General features: G+C 70.9%; 19 protein-coding genes. 8 read left to right on the top strand and 11 right to left on the bottom strand.

The window, feature by feature from the left end; genetic code table 11:
* The first annotated feature begins 263 nt into the window (after positions 1–263).
* Complete coding sequence (locus ACZ4U4_RS02555; protein ID WP_467868492.1) at positions 264–1337, top strand: metallophosphoesterase; 1074 nt, start codon at positions 264–266, stop codon at positions 1335–1337.
* A 67-nt stretch (positions 1338–1404) separates the two neighbouring features.
* Here the strand turns inward: ACZ4U4_RS02555 and ACZ4U4_RS02560 are convergent, their stop codons facing one another.
* A complete protein-coding gene (locus ACZ4U4_RS02560; RefSeq protein WP_467868494.1) occupies positions 1405–1629 on the bottom strand; it encodes a hypothetical protein in 225 nt (74 codons plus the stop codon).
* 141 nt (positions 1630–1770) lie between these two features.
* On the bottom strand, positions 1771–2403 hold the full coding sequence (locus tag ACZ4U4_RS02565) for a TetR/AcrR family transcriptional regulator (RefSeq protein WP_467868496.1): 633 nt from the start codon (positions 2401–2403) through the stop codon (positions 1771–1773).
* Between the two features lie 155 nt (positions 2404–2558).
* Between ACZ4U4_RS02565 and ACZ4U4_RS02570 the strand changes: the two genes are divergently transcribed.
* Positions 2559–3629: an aldo/keto reductase gene (locus ACZ4U4_RS02570; RefSeq protein WP_467868497.1), complete on the top strand. Its 1071-nt coding sequence runs from the start codon at positions 2559–2561 to the stop codon at positions 3627–3629.
* Between the two features lie 80 nt (positions 3630–3709).
* On the opposite strand, the gene thiC is transcribed toward ACZ4U4_RS02570, so the two are convergent.
* The gene (gene thiC / locus ACZ4U4_RS02575; protein WP_467868498.1) at positions 3710–5503 is read right to left on the bottom strand and encodes a phosphomethylpyrimidine synthase ThiC; all 1794 of its coding nucleotides are present in this window, start codon (positions 5501–5503) and stop codon (positions 3710–3712) included.
* A gap of 219 nt (positions 5504–5722) precedes the next feature.
* Here thiC and ACZ4U4_RS02580 point away from each other — a divergent pair, with 219 nt between their 5' ends.
* Positions 5723–7105, top strand: coding sequence for a YibE/F family protein (locus tag ACZ4U4_RS02580; protein ID WP_467868500.1), 1383 nt, complete (start codon positions 5723–5725; stop codon positions 7103–7105).
* A gap of 100 nt (positions 7106–7205) precedes the next feature.
* On the opposite strand, the gene ACZ4U4_RS02585 is transcribed toward ACZ4U4_RS02580, so the two are convergent.
* From ACZ4U4_RS02585 to ACZ4U4_RS02600, 4 genes are all read right to left on the bottom strand, one after another.
* Positions 7206–7631: an SsgA family sporulation/cell division regulator gene (locus ACZ4U4_RS02585; RefSeq protein WP_467868502.1), complete on the bottom strand. Its 426-nt coding sequence runs from the start codon at positions 7629–7631 to the stop codon at positions 7206–7208.
* A 103-nt stretch (positions 7632–7734) separates the two neighbouring features.
* On the bottom strand, positions 7735–8520 hold the full coding sequence (locus ACZ4U4_RS02590) for an IclR family transcriptional regulator (RefSeq protein ID WP_467868504.1): 786 nt from the start codon (positions 8518–8520) through the stop codon (positions 7735–7737).
* Between the two features lie 713 nt (positions 8521–9233).
* Complete coding sequence (locus tag ACZ4U4_RS02595; RefSeq protein WP_467868506.1) at positions 9234–9458, bottom strand: DUF5326 family protein; 225 nt, start codon at positions 9456–9458, stop codon at positions 9234–9236.
* Positions 9459–9757: 299 nt separating this feature from the next.
* Entirely contained in the window at positions 9758–10075 is a 318-nt protein-coding gene (locus ACZ4U4_RS02600) for a cupin domain-containing protein (protein WP_467868507.1), read from the bottom strand.
* A 45-nt stretch (positions 10076–10120) separates the two neighbouring features.
* On the opposite strand from ACZ4U4_RS02600, the gene ACZ4U4_RS02605 reads away from it, so the two are divergent.
* From ACZ4U4_RS02605 to ACZ4U4_RS02620, 4 genes are all read left to right on the top strand, one after another.
* Positions 10121–10501 (top strand): phage holin family protein, encoded by a 381-nt coding sequence (locus ACZ4U4_RS02605; protein ID WP_467868509.1) that lies wholly within the window; start codon positions 10121–10123, stop codon positions 10499–10501.
* A gap of 77 nt (positions 10502–10578) precedes the next feature.
* Positions 10579–11076 carry a low molecular weight protein-tyrosine-phosphatase gene (locus tag ACZ4U4_RS02610; RefSeq protein WP_467868930.1) on the top strand — a complete coding sequence of 166 codons (498 nt, stop codon included), beginning with the start codon at positions 10579–10581 and terminating at the stop codon, positions 11074–11076.
* Complete coding sequence (locus ACZ4U4_RS02615; protein WP_467868511.1) at positions 11073–12203, top strand: cystathionine gamma-lyase; 1131 nt, start codon at positions 11073–11075, stop codon at positions 12201–12203. Before ACZ4U4_RS02610 ends, ACZ4U4_RS02615 begins: the two co-directional genes overlap by 4 nt.
* A gap of 160 nt (positions 12204–12363) precedes the next feature.
* Positions 12364–12843 carry an NUDIX domain-containing protein gene (locus ACZ4U4_RS02620; RefSeq protein WP_467868513.1) on the top strand — a complete coding sequence of 160 codons (480 nt, stop codon included), beginning with the start codon at positions 12364–12366 and terminating at the stop codon, positions 12841–12843.
* 96 nt (positions 12844–12939) lie between these two features.
* Here ACZ4U4_RS02620 and ACZ4U4_RS02625 read toward each other — a convergent pair whose 3' ends face one another.
* From ACZ4U4_RS02625 to ACZ4U4_RS02635, 3 genes are all read right to left on the bottom strand, one after another.
* The gene (locus ACZ4U4_RS02625; protein WP_467868514.1) at positions 12940–13764 is read right to left on the bottom strand and encodes a pyridoxamine 5'-phosphate oxidase family protein; all 825 of its coding nucleotides are present in this window, start codon (positions 13762–13764) and stop codon (positions 12940–12942) included.
* Positions 13765–13813: 49 nt separating this feature from the next.
* Positions 13814–15808: a globin domain-containing protein gene (locus ACZ4U4_RS02630; RefSeq protein WP_467868516.1), complete on the bottom strand. Its 1995-nt coding sequence runs from the start codon at positions 15806–15808 to the stop codon at positions 13814–13816.
* 469 nt (positions 15809–16277) lie between these two features.
* Positions 16278–16913: an HAD family hydrolase gene (locus tag ACZ4U4_RS02635; protein ID WP_467868518.1), complete on the bottom strand. Its 636-nt coding sequence runs from the start codon at positions 16911–16913 to the stop codon at positions 16278–16280.
* Between the two features lie 421 nt (positions 16914–17334).
* On the opposite strand from ACZ4U4_RS02635, the gene ACZ4U4_RS02640 reads away from it, so the two are divergent.
* Positions 17335–17787 (top strand): GNAT family N-acetyltransferase, encoded by a 453-nt coding sequence (locus ACZ4U4_RS02640; protein WP_467868520.1) that lies wholly within the window; start codon positions 17335–17337, stop codon positions 17785–17787.
* On the opposite strand, the gene ACZ4U4_RS02645 is transcribed toward ACZ4U4_RS02640, so the two are convergent.
* Entirely contained in the window at positions 17778–18581 is an 804-nt protein-coding gene (locus tag ACZ4U4_RS02645) for a TetR/AcrR family transcriptional regulator (protein ID WP_467868522.1), read from the bottom strand. The two genes, ACZ4U4_RS02640 and ACZ4U4_RS02645, sit on opposite strands and share 10 nt — an antisense overlap.
* Positions 18582–19316 lie beyond the last annotated feature (735 nt).

The following is a 19316-nucleotide window of genomic DNA, read 5'->3' on the forward strand; positions in this document are numbered from 1 at the left end:
GCGCACGCCCCGGCGGTGCACGGACGCCCGGGTTCGGTGTCCGGAAAAAACGGGTTGATCTCGGGAGAAAACATCCGGGAACGCCGGGCTCCGGCGGATTGACCACCCCCTGGTGCGTCACAACCCGCGAGCAGCGTTCCTATGATGGGCGAACGACACCGCGGACCGCCGTCGACCAGGCAAAGGTCCGAGAGGTACACGGCGGCGCGATGGTGGAGGGGTCAATGACTCAGGGGGCCGGTCAGGGACCCATGGCGTGGACCATGGCGGCACACACTCCGGCGTCCTCGCCGCCGCCCGGACCGTTCGACGGCGCCCCTCCGGGACCGCCGCAGGACAGCGTCCCCGCGCCGCCTACCGCACCCGCCGCCCCGTCCCACCCCACCGAGCTGCCCGATGGGTACACGCCAACCGCCCGTGATCTTCCGGTCATCGGCGCCGGCCGCACCGACACCCTCGTCGATCAGCCCGCCGCGCATCTCCTGCCCGACCCGGAGAGCGAGGGCGAGGCGGCCGCCGGTCCCGGTCCCCTCTACGTCGTCGGCGATGTGCACGGCTACTACGACGAGCTGCGCGCGGCGCTGACCGCCGAGGGCCTGATCGACGCGGAGGGCAGCTGGGCGGCGGGCAACGCGCGGCTGTGGTTCCTGGGCGACTTCACCGACCGCGGGCCGGACGGCATCGGCGTCATCGACCTCGTCATGCAGCTGTCCGCCGAGGCGGCGGCGGCCGGCGGGTACTGCAAGGCACTCATGGGCAACCACGAGCTGCTGCTGCTGGGCGCGAAGCGGTTCGGCGACACCCCGGTCCAGTCGGGTGCGGGCACCGCGTCGTTCCAGGCCGCCTGGCTGCTCAACGGCGGGCAGAAGACCGACATGGACCGCCTGGAGGACCACCACCTCCAGTGGATGGCCCGGCTGGACGCCGTGATGGAGGAGGACGGGCACCTGCTGGTGCACTCCGACACCACCGCGTACCTGGAGTACGGCGATTCGATCGAGGCCGTCAACGACACCGTCCACGACGTGCTGACCCGCAGCGAAGCCGATGAAGTCTGGGATCTCTTCCGGAAGTTCACCAAGCGCTTCGCATTCCGTGACGACTCCGGCGCCGAGGCCGCGCGTCGCCTCCTCGACACCTACGGCGGCACCCGCGTCGTGCACGGCCACAGCCCGATCCCGTATCTGCTGGGCGAGGTCGGTACGGAGGACAGCGACGGCGAGCAGGTCGCGGTCGAGGGCCCGCACGTCTACGCCGACGGGCTGGCCATCGCGATGGACGGCGGCGTCACCATGGCCGGAAAGCTGCTGGTCACGCAATTGCCGCTCGCTGCCTGAGCGTTGCCGCCCGGCCTGCTCCGGGGGAGCGGCCGGGCGTCGTACGCTTCGGGGCCCGCGGCGCGTGTCAGGTGACGGCGAGCCAGATCACCCCGGCACAGAAGAGGGTCGCGGCGAGGGAGAGCGGCGCGTGGCGGATGCGGCGGACGCGTTCGACGCGGTGGAGTCCGAAGCCGGCCAGTACGGCGATGAGCAGCACGGCGAGGGTGCCGATCGCGCCGGGCAGCACGCCGTGACTGAATCCGAAATCCCCGGTGTGCCGGAGAAACCAGACCACGCCTACCCACTTCATGTCCCACCCCTGTGCGTCGCCGCCGTTCCGCCCCTGGTCAACGGCTGAACGGAACGGCCAACGTAGCAACCCCCGGCGGTGGGCGGCGGACCGGCGACGGGTCGGGCGGCAGCCGGTGCGCGGCCGCCGTGCCGGTGGTGGTCAACGGTGGTGCCGGTCGGCCGGTTTGGCGAAGACCCCGGCCCGGGCGGCCGCGGCTGCGGCTTCCGCGGCGCGGTCGGCGGTGGCCTCGTCGAGCGGTGCGTCGCTGGTCAGAAGGTGGTAGTAGAGCGGGGCGGAGACGGCGCGGACGACCTCTCCGGTGTCGGTGTCCGCGGGGAGTTCGCCCCGCTCGACGGCCTGCTGGACGCACGGCTGCCACTCGGCGACGCGGATCCGGTAGAAGCGGTGGAGGGCGGCCGCGGCCTGATCGTCGCAGGTGGCGGCGGCGATCACCGCTTTGAAGAGGGCGCCCTGGCGCGGGTCGGCGAGTGTGCGGCGTACCAGTTGGGCGTTGGCGCGCAGGTCGCCGAGGAGTGTGCCCGTCTCCGTCCGCGGCAGGGACTGTTCGGCCATGTCCGCGAGCAGGTCGGCGACCAGCTGCGTCGGTGAGCCCCACCGGCGGTAGACCGTCGTTCTGCCCACCTCCGCACGGCGGGCCACATCGGCCAGGTCCAGTCCGGCGAGGCCGCCTTCCGCCAGGGCGTCTCCGGCGGCCTGCAGGACCGCGGCGCGTACGCGCGCGGTGCGGCCGCCTGGGCGCACGCTTCCGGGGTCTGTACTCTCGGTCGCCATAACGGGACTCCTGTTCCATTAAGTGGGTGGACTCTGCTACGTTGAGCCCATATTAACGGGACGGAAATCCCTTTAGGGGGCGTTCGGTGGGGCCGTCCCGTGTCTCCCGCCCTGCCCGTCCCTGCGGCCGGGGCGGCACAGAGAGGGGAAGCGGCATGGAATACAGGCAGCTGGGCGCGTCGGGGCTGCGGGTTCCGCAACTGAGCTTCGGTGCGGGCACCTTCGGCGGGCGCGGGGAACTCTTCGGTGCCTGGGGCACCACCGACGCGGCGGAGGCGCGCCGCCTCGTGGACATCTGCCTCGACGCGGGCGTCACCCTGTTCGACACCGCCGACGTCTACTCCGCCGGTGCCTCGGAGGAAGTGCTCGGCGCCGCCGTGAAAGGCCGCCGCGACCAGGTCCTGATCTCCACCAAAGCCGGTCTGCCCATGGGCGACGGACCGGCCGACTGGGGCACCTCACGTTCCCGCCTGCTCACCGCCGTCGACGATGCGCTGCGCCGCCTCGGCACCGACCACATCGACCTCTTCCAGCTGCACGGCTTCGACGCCACCACACCGGTCGAGGAAGTCCTCGCCACTCTCGACACGCTCGTACGGAGCGGCAAGATCCGCTACACCGGCGTCTCCAACTTCTCCGGCTGGCAGCTGATGAAGTCGCTCGCCACCGCGGACCGGCACGGCCACCCGCGCCCCGTCGCCCACCAGGTTCACTACTCGCTCATCGGCCGCGACTACGAGTGGGAGCTGCTGCCCCTCGCCCAGGACCAGGGCGTCGGCGCCCTGGTCTGGAGCCCCCTCGGCTGGGGGCGGCTGACCGGGAAGATCCGCCGGGGCGCACCGCTCCCGGACGGCAGCCGCCTGCACCGCACCGCGGACCAGGCCCCGCCCGTGGCGGAGGAACTCCTGTACCGAGTGGTCGACGTCCTCGACGAGATCGCCCGGGAGACCGGCAGGACCGTGCCGCAGATCGCGCTCAACTGGCTGCTGCAGCGCCCGACCGTCTCCTCGGTGATCATCGGCGCCCGCGACGAGGCACAGCTGCGGCAGAACCTCGGCGCGGTCGGCTGGAACCTCGCCCCCGAGCAGATGGCCCGGCTCGACGGCGCGAGCGCCCGGCCCGCCCCGTACCCCTACTTCCCGTACGAACGGCAGGAGGGGTTCGCCCGGCTCAACCCGTCGCCACTGCGGCGCCCGGCCGGTCAGGACGCCGCAGCACGCGGCTGACCTGCGACGATCACCGGTCGGCCGGGGCGCACCGGGGCCCGCCCGTGGAGGGGAGCCCCGGTGCGGCAGGGGTGGACCGGTCAGTCGGCCAGCGGGAGGTAGACGCGGTTGCCGGCGGCCGCGAACTCCTTGGACTTCTCCAGCATCCCCGCCTCGATCTCCTCGGGGCTGGCGCCGTCCTCACCGCCGAACTGCTCGGTGATGCTCCGGCTGATCTTCATCGAGCAGAACTTCGGCCCGCACATGGAGCAGAAGTGCGCGGTCTTCGCCGGTTCCGCGGGCAGCGTCGCATCGTGGAACTCCCGCGCGGTGTCGGGGTCGAGGGCCAGATTGAACTGGTCCTCCCAGCGGAACTCGAAACGGGCGTCCGACAGCGCGTCGTCCCAGTCCTGGGCACCGGGGTGCCCCTTGGCCAGGTCCGCCGCATGGGCCGCGATCTTGTACGTGATGACGCCGGTCTTCACATCGTCGCGGTCCGGCAGGCCCAGATGCTCCTTGGGCGTGACGTAGCAGAGCATCGCCGTACCCCACCAGGCGATCATCGCGGCGCCGATGCCCGACGTGATGTGGTCGTAGGCGGGCGCGATGTCCGTGGTCAGCGGGCCGAGCGTGTAGAACGGCGCCTCCTCGCAGATCTCCTGCTGGAGGTCGACGTTCTCCTTGATCTTGTGCATCGGGACATGGCCCGGGCCCTCGATCATCGTCTGCACACCGTGCGCCTTGGCGACCTTGTTCAGCTCGCCGAGCGTCCGCAACTCCGCGAACTGCGCCTCGTCGTTGGCGTCCGCGATCGACCCGGGACGCAGCCCGTCACCGAGCGAGAACGTCACGTCGTACGACGCGAGAATGTCGCACAACTCCTCGAAGTGCGTATAGAGGAACGACTCCTGATGATGCGCCAGGCACCAGGCGGCCATGATCGAACCGCCGCGGGAGACGATGCCGGTCTTACGGCGGGCGGTCAGCGGCACGTACCGCAGCAGCACACCGGCGTGGACCGTCATGTAGTCGACGCCCTGTTCCGCCTGCTCGATGACGGTGTCCTTGTAGATCTCCCAGGTCAGCTCCTCGGCCTTGCCGTCGACCTTCTCCAGCGCCTGGTAGAGCGGGACGGTGCCGATCGGCACCGGGGAGTTGCGCAGCACCCACTCGCGGGTGGTGTGGATGTTGCGGCCGGTGGAGAGGTCCATGACCGTGTCGGCGCCCCAGCGGGTCGCCCAGGTCATCTTCTCCACCTCCTCCTCGATGGACGAGGTGACCGCGGAATTGCCGATGTTGGCGTTCACCTTCACCAGGAAGTTCTTGCCGATGATCATCGGCTCGATCTCCGGGTGGTTGACGTTCGCCGGCAGCACTGCACGGCCCGCCGCGATCTCGTCACGGACGAACTCGGGCGCCACGCCCTCGCGGACCGCGACGTACTCCATCTCCGCGGTGATCTCGCCGCGCCGCGCGTAGGCGAGCTGGCTGACCGCCGCGCCACCCCGCCCGCGCCGGGGCTGACGCGGGCGTCCGGGGAAGACCGCGTCAAGATTGCGCAGTCCCCCACGGGGTGACGTGTGCTTGAGACCGTCGTCCTCGGGGCGGGGCGGGCGGCCCGCGTACTCCTCCGTGTCGCCCCGCGCGATGATCCAGTTCTCCCGCAGCGGTGCCAGACCGCGGCGGACATCGGTGTCGATCTGGGGATCGGTGTACGGACCTGACGTGTCGTACAGCGTCACGTCCTTGCCGTTGGTGAGGTGCACTCGCCGGACCGGCACCCGCAGGTCCGGGCGCGATCCGGAGACGTAGCCCTTGTGCCAGCCGAACTCCTTGACGGAGCCGTCCGCGCCGGACTCGCCGTTTTCGGGCGTGCGTGCATCCTGCAGAGCCATGAAGACCCAACTCCCTACGCCGGCATTACCCGGTAACAGGTTCGGCGGTCGACGCAGCGGCTTCCGTCCACGACGTTTCACGTGAAACGTCGTCGGGACGAACGTCAGCGCCCTCTCAGCCCGGTGCTCCGAGCTCCCGCGATTGCAAAGGTGGCACCACGGTAGCGGCCGGTACGGCGACGTGGCCAGGGGGCCCGGACTTCTTGCGATGATCGGGCGGTGACCGGCATCGACACGTCCTCACCCACCTCCGCCGCCCCTGCCCACGGGCACGGACACGGCCACGGCCACTCGCACGGGCACGGCCCGGCGGCGCCCGTCTCCCGGCATCTGCGGAAGGTCATCGCCGCCGTGCTGATCCCGTTCGCGGTCGCCGTCGCGGTCGGTCTGGTGGTGCTGTGGCCGGGCGGCGCACCCGGCCACAAACCCTCCGGCGTCGGCTTCGACCAGCCGCAGGAGTCGGCGCGCGTCACCAAGGTCGCCGAGGTCGACTGCGCCAAGGTCCACGCCGAACAGCAGCCGGTACCGGGGGAGCAGCCGGGCCAGGCCCCGGCGAAGGCCAAGGGCCCCTGCGAAGTGGCGACGGTGAAGGTGACGACGGGCGAGAACGCCGGGCGCACCTTCGACACGGTGGTCACCCCGGACGCGCTGCGCCACTACACCACCGGCCAGGAGGTCCAGGTCGCGTACTCCCCCAAGGCACCGGAGGAGCTGCAGTACTCGATCAGCGACGTCGACCGGACGGTGCCGATGTGGGTGCTGGCCGCGCTCTTCGCGGGCGCCGTCGTCGTGGTGGGGCGGCTGCGCGGCGTACTGGCCCTGGTCGCCCTGGTGGCCAGCTTCGGCGTGCTGACGCTGTTCATCCTCCCGGCGATCCTTCAGGGCTCCAACCCGCTGGTCGTCGCCGTGGTCGGCGGCAGCGCCATCATGCTGATCGCGCTCTACATGTGCCACGGGCTGACCGCCAGAACCTCGGTCGCGGTCCTCGGCACCCTCGCCTCGCTGCTGCTCATCGGGCTGCTCGGCTCGGTGTTCATCGGCTGGGCACTGCTGACCGGCAACACCGACGACTTCACGGGGCTGGTGCACGGACTCTTCCCGGACATCGAGATCCGGGGCCTGCTGCTGGCGGGCATCATCATCGGCTCGCTGGGCGTACTCGACGATGTGACGGTCACCCAGACCGCGGCCGTGTGGGAGCTGAAGGAGGCCGACCCGTCGGCGTCCTGGCGCACCCTCTACCGCGCGGCGATGCGGATCGGCCGGGACCACATCGCCTCGGTGGTGAACACCCTCGTCCTCGCCTACGCAGGCGCGGCGCTCCCGCTCATGCTGCTCTTCTCGATCGCGCAGAGCGGAGTGGGTGCCGTCGCGGGGAGCGAGGTGGTGGCCGAGGAGATCGTACGGACGCTGGTCGGCAGCATCGGGCTGGTCGCCTCGGTGCCGCTGACGACGCTGCTGGCCGCTCTGGTCGTCTCGGCCGACCGCGGGCGGTCCGCAGGAGAGACGGGCGGAGCGGCCGGCCAGGACGCGGGTGTGCCACCGGCCGGGGGCCGGGCGGCTGCACGACGCGGCGGACGCGGGCGGCGCCGCAAGGTCTGAGGGCCACCGGGCCGGAGAACGGCACTCGGCCCGGACCGCAGGGGGACGGGCGGTCCGGGCCGAGCGCGGGCGGTGGCTCTGCCCACCGGCGACAGCGGGGTCAACCCGCCTTCGACGCCTCGGACAGGATGCGGTCCAACTCCGCCTCCAGGGTGTCGCACACCTCTTCCGCACCGAGTGGCACCAGGCGGTCCGTACGGTCGAGGAAGGCCACCAGTGGTGGGGCGCTGACGCGGAAGAGCGCGCGCTCGGAGCCCACCTGGAGGCTGATGAAGACATCGCTGAGATGTCCTCCTCCGGAAGGTTCGATGCGCACATCGCCCTCACCGGATGGTCTGCTCAGCCCGTCGAGCATCAGCTCACGGCTGAAGGCCCATGTCACCGGCGTATCGCCGGGTAGGTCGAAAGTGAGGCGGACGGCGTACGGATCGGCGCTGTCGAAGTCCAGCTGCACCGGGATCCGGAAGGCGAGTTCCTCGGAAACGAGAAAGCTCATGGTCACTTCTGCCTGAACTGTGTCGGTCATCAACCACTGCCCCGCACTAGATCGGGATGGCCGGGATTAGTCCCCCGTGGCCCTATTGACGCCATCGTCTGTCACGTGCCAGCAGATCACAAGGAGTGAGTTTTCAGATACTGATAGAGAAGGCGAGTGTCGTTAGCGTCGCCTCCGCCATTTTCCGTAGCCGCGCTGTGACGGAGCGCAATCGGTGCAGTTCCTCGGCAGGGAGAGAAACGGCCAACGCCGCAGCGACGGAACCGACTTGCACAGGAATCGCCGAGCAAACCGTGCCGAGGACATATTCCTGTTGCTCATACGCCACATGACCGCGACGCACCGTATCCAAACGGTGCAGCAGGTCGTCCTTGGATCGTACGGAAAAGGGGGTTATGGACTGCACCGGATAGCGGGACAGGTGCTCCTTGCGTGAGGCCGTGTCGAGCTGCGCCAGGAGACACTGCCCGAGCGCATGGGCATGCGCGGTGGAGCGGAAGTCGACCCACTCCTCCACCGGAGGCCGCTCCGGCGCGCCGCCGGCGGCGACCACCTCCACCTCCCCCTCGCGGTAGACGGCGAAGTACACCGCGGCGTTCAACCGCTCACCGAGCAGGCTCAGCGCATCGGACAGCTCCTGCCGCCGGTGCCGCCGCTCACCGATCCGGCCGAGGGAATCGGCCGCCGCCCCGAAGACGAAGACGCCGTTGCAGCGGCGGAGGTAGCCCTCGTGGGTCAGGGTGCGCAGCAGGTGGTATGTGGTCGGCAGCGGTAAACCGGCCTCGCGGGCGAGTTGCTTCGCCGGAGCGCCTTCCGGATGTGCCCCGACCGCTTCGAGGAGCCGTAGCGCACGCTGCACGGATCCGATCAATGTGGGGTGAGAAATGGATTCGCCACTCTCGGCCGTCAACGTCGTCAACCCCCAGTCCGATCGCCCGTGGGGCACGGGAGCCCCGGCAGCGGGACCGTTCCCGCTCCGCTCGCGTCTCCCAGGGCCCCGTTGTCGACGTCCGGGCCGCGTGCTCGCCTCGGTCGTTATTTTCCGGAACGTCATCATCCGGAAGACGCCTGCGACGGAACTCTAACGCGGTGCAACCAGGTGGTAACCCGAACGGTCTGGGAGTTAACTCACCTGGCGCACGCCTTGACGGCCCCTCCGACCCGGCACCGCCCCTGAACACGACGGGCCCGCGCGGACACATCAGCCCCTGGCCACAAGGTGCTTGAGGTTTCATCTTGTAGCTCGTAAAGCTTTGACCTGCGGATTTCGTACCTCACCAGCACGGCGGAACAGTCGCTCAGATCTGGCCGAATATGGCATATGGGGAGAGGTGGGGTGAGGGGGTGCGAGGAGGGGGAGAGGGGGCGCGGGCGGTGTTCGAGGCAGATGTTCGGGGGTGGGGAGTGGGTGGGGGCTGGTGTTCGAGGGAGGTGGTGGGGGCGGGGGCAGGGGTTGATCCGCCACGCTCTGTAGGGGGCCCTCCCCCTCCCGCCTCCCCGCCCCGCCCCTCATCCCCCACCTCAAGCCCCCTGCCACCCGCCCCCCGGCACACCCGCGCCCCGCTCCAGGGGGACGGAGCGGGGCGTCGGTGGCGAGCGGGGACGGCGGTGTCGGTTACCGCCGCGGTGCGGTTACCAGTCGCTCTTGGACGAGGACGTGGAGGAACCGCTGAACCTGCGCACCAGATAGATGACGCCCGCGATGAGGGCCACCGCGATGAGGACCTTGAACAGGAGGCCGATCAGGAATCCGACCGCGCTGGCGATCAGCCCGCCGAAGACGACGAGCAGGACCACGGGCACCACGACCCAGGTCACCCACCACGGAAGCCCCGCGAATATTCCCTTACCTGCCACTGCTCTGCCCTGCTTTCTGTGTCCGCGGCGGGCCCGGCGCGGCCTGCCGTGTACCGCGCCGGATCCTTGCCGTCGTCAACCGCTGCTGTGTGTACTGCTACTGCCGTATCCGGAACTGCCGTTGACCGGAGATGGTCCGCTTCGCCCTTGCCGGTGCGGAGTGTGTGGTGCCGCTCCGTGCGGGTCGGGCTCTGCGTCCCCCTTCACTCACGATGCTAGGGGTGGCGGGGGGTGGTGTGGGGGGTTCGGATCCCTGGAGGATCCCTGAACCGACCCTTACGGGTTCCGGGTGGCAGCCCTCAGCTTTCCGGGGGAGAGAACACCACCATGACCCTCAGGTCCTCGCTGATGTGGTGGAACTTGTGGGGGACCCCGGCGGGGACGTAGACCACGCTGCCGCGGGCCACGGACTGGGTTTCGGTACCGACGGTGATCGCGGCGCGGCCGCTGACCACCAGGTACACCTCGTCCTGGTGGTGCGGCTGCTGGGGGTCGGTGCCGCCGGCGTCGAGCGCGTACAGCCCGACGGACATGTTGCGTTCCTTGAGGAACTGCAGATACGCACCGTTGTGGGCGGCTCGTTCCGCCTCCAGCTCGTCCAATCGGAAAGCCTTCACGTCCTACCCCTCAGTCATCCAGGACTCGTCTGCGACGATCTCACCATGAAGAACTTCTTGGTCAAGACGATCGCCAACGCCGCGGCGCTTGCCGTGGCCGTCTTCCTGCTGAAGCCGGACATCTCGCTGACCGGCAACAGCACCGGTCATCAGGCGCTGACCCTGATCCTGGTCGCGCTGATCTTCGGAGTGGTGAACTTCGTCGTCAAGCCGATCGTGAAGTTGCTGTCGTTCCCGCTGTTCATCCTGACACTCGGCCTGATCACGCTGGTCGTCAACGCGCTGATGCTGATGCTGACGTCCTGGCTGGCCGGGACGCTCGACCTCGCGTTCCACGTCGACGGTTTCTGGACCGCGGTGCTCGGCGGCGTGATCGTGTCGATCGTCTCCTGGGCCATGCACATCATGCTGCCCGACGAGGACTGACCACCGCCGTGTCCCGTACGCCCCGCCGCCCGTTCCGCGTCTGCTTCGTCTGCACCGGGAACATCTGCCGTTCGCCGATGGCCGAGTCCGTCTTCCGGGCCGAGGTGGCCGCGGCCGGGCTCGGGGACCGCGTCGTGGTGGACAGCGCCGGTGTCGGCGACTGGCACGTGGGCGAGGGCGCCGATCCGCGCACCGTCGCCGTGCTGACCGCGGCCGGCTACCCGGCGGACCACCGCGCCCGCCGCTTCGACGCCTCGTGGTTCGCCGACCGCGACCTGGTGATCGCGCTGGACGGCGGTCATCTGCGGGCGCTGCGCCGGATGGCGCCCGGCCCCGACGACGCCGCCAAGGTCCGGCTGCTGCGTTCCTACGACCCCGCCGGGCCCGCCCCGGGGGAGCTCGACGTCCCCGATCCGTACTACGGCGGGCCGGCGGAGTTCACGGGCTGTCTGGAGATGGTCGAGGCCGCGTGCGCGGGTCTGCTGGCGGCGGTCTCCGATGCCGTGACCGGGGGAGCACCGCCGTCGCCGCTCCCCGGGGACAGCGCCCCTTCTCCCCCTCAGGAGCACTCATGACCGGTGACGGCACCCGCGCCGTCCGCGCCGGGCTCCCCGAGCCCGTCGCTCACGAACCGTCCCTGCCCGGGCCGGTGTTCGCGGCCCATTTGCATCTGCCCGGCGACGTCGGCGGCCCGTACGCCTACGGCCGGGACTCCAATCCGACGTGGACGCGGCTGGAGGAGGCCATCGGCGTACTCGAATCGCCGCACGCCCCCGCGCAGACCGTGACGTTCGCGTCCGGGATGGCCGCGATCAGCGCGGTCCTCTTCTCGCAGCTGAAGTCCGGGGACGCGGTGGTGCTGCCGTCGGACGGCTATCAGCTGCTGCCCGCGGTCCGGTCGCGGCTGGAGAGTTACGGGATCGAGGTCCGTACCGCGCCGACGGCGCACGATGCGCAGCTCGACGTCCTGGAGGGCGCCCGGCTGCTGTGGCTGGAGACGCCGTCCAACCCGGGTCTGGACGTGTGTGACATCCGGCGGCTGGCGGACGCGGCGCACGAGCGGGGCGCGCTGGTGGCCGTCGACAACACCCTCGCCACCCCGCTGGGGCAGCGTCCGCTGGAGCTGGGCGCCGACTTCTCGGTGGCCAGCGGCACCAAGGCGCTCACCGGACACGGTGACGTACTGCTCGGCTATGTGACCACCCGTGAAGGGGCGCTCGCGGACGCGGTGCGGCTGTGGCGGAAGACGGTCGGTGCGATTCCGGGGCCGATGGAGAGCTGGCTGGCGCACCGTTCGCTGGCGACGCTCGCGCTCCGGGTGCGGCAGCAGTCGGCGGGTGCGCTGGCGCTCGCGGAGTCGCTGGGCGGGCGGGCGGAGGTCTCCGGGGTGCGCCATCCCGGTCTGCCGTCCGATCCGTCGCACGAGTTGGCCGTGGCGCAGATGCGGCCGGGGCGGTTCGGGTCCGTGGTGTCGTTCACGCTGCCGGACCGGGCGCACGCCGAGCGGTTCCTCGCGGCGCTGACGCTGGTGGACGATGCGACGAGTTTCGGGAGCGTGCGGTCGACCGCCGAGCGCCGGGCCCGCTGGGGCGGCGACGCGGTGCCGGAGGGCTTCATCCGTTTGTCGGTGGGGGTCGAGGACCCGGACGATCTGATCGCGGACGTCCACCGGGCGCTGGATACGGCGCTGCGCGAGGCGTGATGCGGGGCCCCGTGCCGCCGTCACCGGGCGGGGCCTTCGTCGTCCGGTGGCCGTGGCCGGTGGCGGCGGTGACGGTGGCCGGTGGCGTATCCCTCACGGGGTGCGGAACCGGCGGCTCCGGTGGGGTTTCGGTGGCCGGTGACTGCGGCATCTGTCCTCTATGACCGTACGGCCAGTCGTCAAACGGACCGCCCGGGCGATTCTGCTCGACGGCGCGGACCTCATCCTGATCAAGCGCACCAAGCCGGGTCGCGCGCCTTACTGGATCACTCCCGGTGGTGGTGTCGAGCCCACGGACGCCACGGTGATCGACGCGCTCCACCGGGAGCTGGACGAGGAGTTGGGCGCGAAGGTCCAGGACGTGGTGCCGGTGTTCGTGGACACCGTCGAGCACATCGGCGACAGCGGTGTGGACGGCGTGAAGGTGCAGCATTTCTTCGTCTGCCGGCTGGACACCATGGATCTCTCCCGGCGGCACGGCCCGGAGGTCGAGGAGCCGTGCGGGGAGTACGAGATCGTGCGGGTGCCGTTCACCCGGGTGGGGATCGCCTCCGTCGAGGTCGTCCCGCTGTCGCTGCGGCACTACCTGGACGGCAACATCGAGGGCGTACGCGCGATGCACGCCCCTGACCTGGGGTGATCTGGTTCCGAGCGGGGCTCACGCGGACGGGTGGGACGGCGGCCCCGAGGGGCGTACGGTCGGCCCCGCGCGCCCCTCGTTCTCCCGGTTCCGGGGTCAGCCGAACCAGCCGCGGAACTCCGGGTCCTCGGCGGGACGCCGCTGGCGGGCGCGGGCCAGGACCCGTTCGACCTCGCCCTGGAAGCCCTGGTTGAGCGCCTCGACGATGCCGTCGGGCTCACCGTGCAGCCGGGGCCCCGGGGTGTCCTCGTGCCGGCCGCCACGCAGATGCTCCTGGTCGTGGCCGGGGCGGCGGAACGGCGGCCGGACGGGGGCCTCGGCCGCCGCGCCGAAGAAGTCGCCGCCCTTGCGCCGCTGGTCGTCGGTGCCCCAGGCGCGTACGCCGCGCTCCTGCCGGGGCACCTTCTGAAGGTGGGGTATGTGCTTGGCGCAGTGGATGTACGCCTCCTCGACCTCGACGGCCACCCACAACTGGGCGCGCCGACCGGGGACGGGGTCGACGGGCAGCCAGGGGTACTGCTGCCGCATCTCCTCGTCGAGGATCACCCGGGCCCGGCCGTTGATGTGCAGCCCGATCCGGTCCCGGAGGAAGTCGACCATCAGCAGTCCCAGGCGGGGGTTCTCCGAGAGGTTGCCGACCGAGGCCATGACGCCGTTGCCGCGGTATTCGGGGTAGGCGAGGTGGCGGTTGCCGAGCACCTGGACGAAGCCGGCCGGCCCGGCCCGGAACGACGAGTCGCATTCGCCGTGCCGGTCCGCGGTGGCCAGGAAGAACATCTCCTGCCGGGCCACGAACTCCTGCATGGCGCCGTTGAGGTGGTCGAGGACCTGGTCTCTGTAGAAACGGTCGGCCCGCTCGGTCGTTCCCAGCCGCTGCTGGACGAGGTGCTCCCCGTCGCTGCCCGGACGCGCGTCGTACATGCCGTGTCCTTCCCGTGAACCGCCGGGTCCACCCTGTGCTGCCAAGACCTCACTCCCCCGCCGGGACCAGCTCGTCGACGGAGTCGTGCCGGATGCGGTCGGTCGGGATACCGGCCCCCACCAGCGCCGCCACACCGCTGCGGATCATTCCGGGCGGGCCGGACAGATACGCGTCGAACTCCTGCCACGGGCCGTACTGCCGTACCGCGTCGGGCAGTTCACCGGTGACGCCGTTGGGCCGGCCGGCTGCCGGGCCGGTGGAGACGACCGGACGCACCTGCAGCCACGGGTAGGAGGACTCCAGCCGCAGCATGGTCTCCATGTCGTAGAGGTCATGGTCGCTGCGGGCGCCGTAGAAGACCTCGACGCGGCGCCGGACGCCATGGGTGGCGACGTCCTCGATGAGCGCCTTGATGGGCGCGATGCCGGTACCGCCGCCCACGCACAGCAGGCCACTGCGGGTGGTGTGGTCGACGGTCATGGAACCCACGGGGCCGCCGAGGCGCAGGACGTCGCCGGGGCGGGCGCGGTGCACCAGCGCGTTGGAGACCCAGCCGGCCGGGACCGCCTTGATGTGGAAGGAGAGCAGGCCGTCCGAGCGGGGTGCCGAGGCGAAGGAGTAGTGCCGCCACACCCGCGGCCACCAGGGCGTTTCCAGGCTGGTGTACTGCCCGGCGCGGAACAGGTACGGCTGGTCGGGGCGGACGGTGACCACCGCGATGTCGGGGGTGCGCAGCTCGTGGGAGACCACCTCGGCCTGCCACCAGGCGGGCGCGACCGCTTCGTCCTCCGCCGACGCGTCGATCATGATCTGGGAGATCACGGTGTACGCGCGCACCCACGCGGCCTCGGCCTCCGGACCCCAGCTCAGCGTCGCGTACCGGGCCAGCGCGCCCAGCAGGCTCTCGCCGACGGCCGGGTAGTGGTCGGGCAGCGTGCCGTACTTGCGGTGGCCGCGGCCGAGGTGCGAGAGGTACGCGGTGAGCCGGTCGCTGTCGTCGATGTGCCGGGCGGCGGTCAGCAGCGCCTTGAAGAGCCGGTCGCGCTGGGTGTCCATGGCGGCGGGGAACAGCGCCCGCAGATCGGGGTGCTGGACGAAGAGCATCGCGTAGAAGTACGACGTCACCTTGTCGGAGACCGGCTCGATCTCGGTCAGCGTGCGCCGGATCAGCGCCGCGTCTGCGGACTCCGGCGCGTCGGACGGAGCGGCGGCGACGAGGGATCCCAGGGCGTCCGGAGAACCCTGCGGCACGGCGGCGGCATCGGGCGCGGGCGCGGGCTCCGCCGGGGTGGGTGCGGCGGATGCGTGGGGGGCCGCGGTTGTGCGGTCGGCCGGTGCCGGAGGGGTAGGTGCCGGTGTGGCCGGTGCCGAGGGTGCAGGTGCCGGGGTGGCCGGGGCCGGTCTTGTCGCGGTGGGCGGGGGTGCGGCCGGGGCGGGGCTCGCCGGAGCCGTCGGGGCCGGGGCCGAGGGGACGTCCGGGGCCGAGGGGGTCGAGTGGGCGTCCGGAGTCGAGGGCGCGGCCGGGCGGTTGCCGAAGGCGGAGAACGGCGCGGGCTGCGCGAAGGGGGCGGAGGCAGACCGCGCGGTGGCAGCGTCCGGCCCCGGGGTGGCGCCGCGGGCGGCGGCGGTGCCTACCGGGCGGACCGGGGTCGGCCGGCGCTCGGGGATGCGCTCCTGGCGGGCCGCGGGCGTCTGCTCGGGCACACGCGGCTCCGGCCCGTCGAACGCGGTGTCGTGGCGGTCGGCGAACCAGTCCAGCCCGGAGGCGTGGCCGTGCCCCGCGGCAGGCGCCTGTCCGCCGTCGTCCGGCTCGGGTCCGCGGTCGTGGCCGTGTCCGTGGCCGTGGGAGCCGTCGTCGGGGGTGCCGCCGGGGTGCGCCGGGCCGGTGCCGCCGTCCTCCCGGGCGTCGTGCGCGCCGCCCGGACGCGCCTGGTGTTCGTCGGAGGACTCCTGCGACGGTTTCGCCGGAGTGAACCAACCCCAATCGCCACTGCTGCCTCCGGAAGAGCCGTTATCGGCTGTCGCGGTGGTCTGAGCGTCCATGGTTTGCCTCGCCTCGAACGTCTTTCGCTTGTCGTCGCACTTTCCGTCGGCCGGAACGTGCCTGAATTCCCCCAGCCTGCCCCGGAATTCTTCAACGCCCCACATCATTCCGGCAATGCCCGCCAAGGCGGACAAAATTCACATCTCCGCTATACCGCCGGCAGACGCCCTCCACGCGCCTCGATCTCTCGCCCCATCAGAACGGACAGATACACGGAAGTCCGGATACCGTGGGTCACCTCACCGCCGGATCGCGTCGCTTCAGCGCCCGTCAGGCAGGCGCTCGCGCCTCCCGGCCGCCGAACCGCCCCGACCATACCGGCAGTAGTTGAAACCACAAGTCCCCTTCCGTGCCAGATCTCTGCACCACACCCGCGCACCCTCCACACGCCGCATCCGATATCCGCGGTTCCCGCCGGAGGGAAAAATTCATCCTGCGCAACGGACGAATCCGGCGGGAAATCCCGAATTACCAAGAGGTGGCGACGAGTTCATATGCCTCCCGAAGATCGCGCCCGGTGTACGCACATGTCGCGAGGTCGCTGACATGGTGATCGGCGTTGACCGCGACCGACGTCGGCACCGCCGCGAACAGTGCGCTGTCCGACATCGAGTCGCCGTACGCCACACAGTCCGCGCGGGTCAGTCCGTACCGTGCGCACAGCTCGTCGGCTATCTCGACCTTCGCGGCCGTCGTGAGGATGCCCGCCGGATCCACCCGCTCCCGGATCGGCACCGCGGGCCAGCGCGAGCCGCGCGCCACGTCGACGCCCCACTCCAGCAGTCGCTCCACGAAGAATCCCGGCGAGAGCGAGATCACGGCGCACCGCTCGCCACGCGCCCGGATGTCCGCCCAGACCTCCCGGATACCGGCCAGCCACGGCGCCCCCTCGAACGCGGCCGCCACCAGCGGCTCCGTCAGCCCCTCCGCCCACAGGTCGCACGCCCGCTGCGCGAACTCCGACGGCACCAGCTCCCCGGCCGCGAACGCGCGCTCCAGCTCGGCGATCTCCCGGTCGAGCCCGAGCAGCCGGGAGATCTCCACGGCGGCGGCCGAATCGTGGAGCAACGTCCCGTCCATGTCGAACAGATGTAGCTTTCCCATGCCGCGGAGCCTAGGCGCTCCACCCACCCTGCGGCGGCCCCCGTACCCCTACTTCTCCCCCATCACGACCCCTACTCGTCGGTACGCGAATCCGGCCCTCCTAAGGGACGAGGGCTCCGGAGCGGCGATCTCCGGGAGAATTCCGGGGCGATGCCGGGACGATCCCGGAGACCGTGTCAGGGACCGGATCGGGGATCGGCTGAGGACGGGCCCCGACGTCAGGCCCGCCCCCTTGGCACGGGTCGTCGAAACGGCTCGCCCCGACGGACCCACGGAACGCCGGTACGGGCCTGTGGCGCTCACGAACGGGCGGCAGCACCGGACCACTACAACACCCCGGAAACGGACAACTCCGCTCCCGGGCGTGCCCCTTCCGCGATCCGGCCCACACCGCCGTGCGGCTTCCCGTAGGGTCGCGCGCATGAGCGATATCGAGATCCGCCGCGCGACCGAAGCCGATCTCCCGGACATCGTCGCGATGCTCGCCGACGACCCGCTGGGCGCCACCCGCGAGTCCCCGGACGATCTGGCCCCGTACCGCGCCGCGTACGAGATCCTCGCCGCGGACCCGCATCAGCACCTGATCGTCGCCGATCGCGACGGCCGCGCCGTCGGCACCCTCCAGCTCACCGTCGTCCCCGGACTCTCCCGGCGCGGCGCCACCCGGTCGATCATCGAGGGCGTCCGCGTCCACGCCGACGAGCGGAGCGGCGGACTGGGCACCCGGCTCATCGAGTGGGCCATCGACCACTCCCGCGACCTCGGCTGCCACCTCGTCCAGCTCACCTCGGACGCGACCCGCATCGACGCCCACCGCTTCTACGAACGGCTCGGCTTCGAGGCATCCCACCTGGGTTTCAAGCGTCAGCTCTGACGGCGCGAGCCGCCACGATCCTCCTGGGACCGGCCTGACTCCCCGTCGCCGCTCCGCTCCCGCGCCCGCCGCGCGCGGTGTGCCTTCTGCCGGCACGCCCCGCCGCAGTACCGCGCCGGCCGCCCCGTACGTGCCACCGCCACCGGCGCGCCACAGACACCGCACTCCGTAGCGTTACGCCTCCGAGGGCCGACCGGAAGTTTCGTTACGGTCCGGCTCGCCCTGAGGGCGTCGCACACCAGTTCTGCCATCCGCCCCGGAACGCCGGCCACGTCCCCCTCCGCCCCCCGTCGCCGCTCCATCGCCAGGCACCCCACCAGCAACGTCCGTACGTCGCCGATCACGACATCCGCCCGTACGGCACCCGCCTCCTGGGCCCTTCGCAGCAGGACATCGAACGCCGCGACGAACTCCCGCCCGGCCTCCGCCGCCTCACCCGGTCCGGCCGCCTCCGCCGCCTCCAGTGCCTCGCCCAAGGCCCGGTTCTCCGTGGCCAGCCGGACCACGGAGGCGAAGAACCGGAAGAACACCGCACCTGGTTCCGTGACGTCCGACAGGTCCCGCGCGGTGTCGGCGAAGAGCCGGAGACGGTCCGTCACCGCCGCCGCGAACAGCTTCTCCTTCGTCGGGAAATGACGGTGAACGGTGCCCGAACCCACCCCTGCACGCCGTGCGATCTCATCCAGCGTGACCGCCAACCCGCCGTCGGCAAAAGCGGATCGGGCCGCCTGAAGCACCAGCGCACGGTTACGCCGTGCATCCGCCCGCGCGGCTCCCGAGCCCCCGCCAGACATCGCATCCACCTCCAGCCCACAGCCCGCACACCGCGGATTCAGCCGCCATTTTAAACGGGTCCATCACCCCGTTTTATCGATAGCCGCAAAACCTCGCCGCGACAGAGCGGCGGACGAACGTGAAGCGCAAAACGAGAAGCGGGAAGAGAAAGGCCGTCGCCGGGACGAAATGGCCGCGCAGAGCGAGACCGCTGAGCGAACGCGAACGAATCCGAGGAGAGGGGGAGCAGAGAACGGATTACGGAGAACGGGGACAGAGGACGGAGAAGGGGGAGGGGCGCGGAAGAGGTACACGGGGAGCGAGGGAGCGCGATGCGAGGTGGAGAAGCCCGAAAGCAGAAAGGAAGCGCGGAGAAGCAGGGACAGGGAGGCCCGCAGGGAAGCTCCGGGATTCGCCGGCACACCAACGCGCCCCTGCGGCGACCGCGGGGAACCCGCGCAGCTCGCCCCCGTATCCCCCGCACCGCAACCCCGCCCCGACCACATAACCGCCCCTCTTGCGGCCACTTCGAGAAGACTCCTCCTCCCCTCTACCCCTCTCCTAGATCCTGTCCACCAACGGGCTTCCATCAATGGGGAGTTGACTTCCTCCCGCGCCAACTCCCTCCACCACAAAGGGGTGGGGGCGTGTTTTCCGTGGAACACAGCCCCCCCCCCCCGGGTTCCTCCCCCGCCAGCGACCCACACGGAGGAACCGCCGACCCCCGTTCAGTGGGTAGCGCCTCTCTCCCCTCT

The organism is Streptomyces sp. NPDC029159, from assembly GCF_055564055.1.